This window comes from Zavarzinella formosa DSM 19928, from assembly GCF_000255705.1.
Lineage (GTDB): Bacteria > Planctomycetota > Planctomycetia > Gemmatales > Gemmataceae > Zavarzinella > Zavarzinella formosa.
The window spans coordinates 61,723-62,898 of record NZ_JH636450.1 but is presented as its reverse complement, the minus strand read 5'-3'; the positions used below and the strand labels follow the sequence as shown (position 1 = coordinate 62,898).

Below are 1,176 nucleotides of genomic sequence, written 5' to 3'. Positions count from 1 at the left end.
TCCGCCGAAGCCCCCTTGGCCGCCGCCGATACCGGCCCCGCCGCCGCCAAAACCCGCCCCGCCCGCCCCCCCGGCGTTGACGCCGGGGGTCTGCACGAAACCGGTCCCTTGCGGGAGAATCCCCTGCGTCAGGGCTTGTTGCAGGATGCTGGCCAGTTCGTCGGCGATGGCATTCCGGAGCCGGACGATTCGCAGTTCGTTTGTCGATGCGGATTCACTGGTGTCGAGCCGTTCGATCAGGCTCTTGATGTCCTCCATGTCGGCCGGGCTGGCCTGCACGAACACTGTGTTGGAACTGGTGTCGTAGGACACCCGCACGAGGTTCGTGGCGTTGGTCTCGCCCGTGTACCGCGTGTTGTAAAACTGCGTGATGAGGGTCGCCACCTGTTGGGAGCTTGCCTTTTTGAGCGGGAACGGCCGCAGGGCGTTGCCGGCGTTCGGCTTGTCGAGCTTCTTGATTTCCTCGATGTAATAATCAAGCCGCAATTCCGGCGCGAGGATCAAGATGGAGTTCGACCGGCCCAGCGGCAGCATGTAAATCGAGTTCGACGCGGCCAGTTGTTGCTGGGCGTTCACCCCGCCCAAACCGCCTTGCTGTTGTTGCGGCGCGGTGAGGCCGCGGGCGCGGGCAAACACCTGGTTCATGATGTACACGATTTCGACCGCGTCCGCGTGTTCCATTTGCAGGATGCGCATCTTCGGCCCGGCGTTCCTCCCCTCCTTGAGGAGGAACTCCTTGAGCTGCCCGATCACTTTGAGAACCAAGTCGAGGTCGGCTTGGTTGTTGGCCGTGATGATGATGGCGCCGAGTTCGTCGAGCGGATCGACGAACACCGGGCTGCGCGGGCTGATGAGTTCAAGGCCGCCCGGCCCGGTCTTGGGGGGAACCGTGCCCAAGGGGGGCTGTTGCCCCGGCTGAACCTGGGCGAGATAGTTCTGGCCGCCAAACGTGGGCGGGGCGATCAATCGCGGCGGTGCCTCCCCCGGATCTCCGGGGTTGTACGACACCCGCCGGATGTCGGTCATCGGATCATATAGTTGGGTCTGCTGCGGGACGTCCTTGTCCCGGGAGTCAAAAAAATCGCGTCCTCCTGGTCTGTCCAGCGAGGATCTTGGTCCCCCGCCTCCGCCACCCCGGCCGCCTCCGCCGGCGCCTCCGCCGAAGCCACCCCGGCC

General features: G+C 64.8%; 1 protein-coding gene. It reads right to left on the bottom strand.

What is annotated here, in order from left to right; all coding sequences use genetic code 11:
* Positions 1 to 1,026, bottom strand: a 1,026-nt coding sequence (locus tag BGIM_RS0141630) for a secretin N-terminal domain-containing protein (protein WP_029631737.1), incomplete at its 3' end; no start/stop codon positions are given.
* Positions 1,027 to 1,176: the final 150 nt, after the last annotated feature.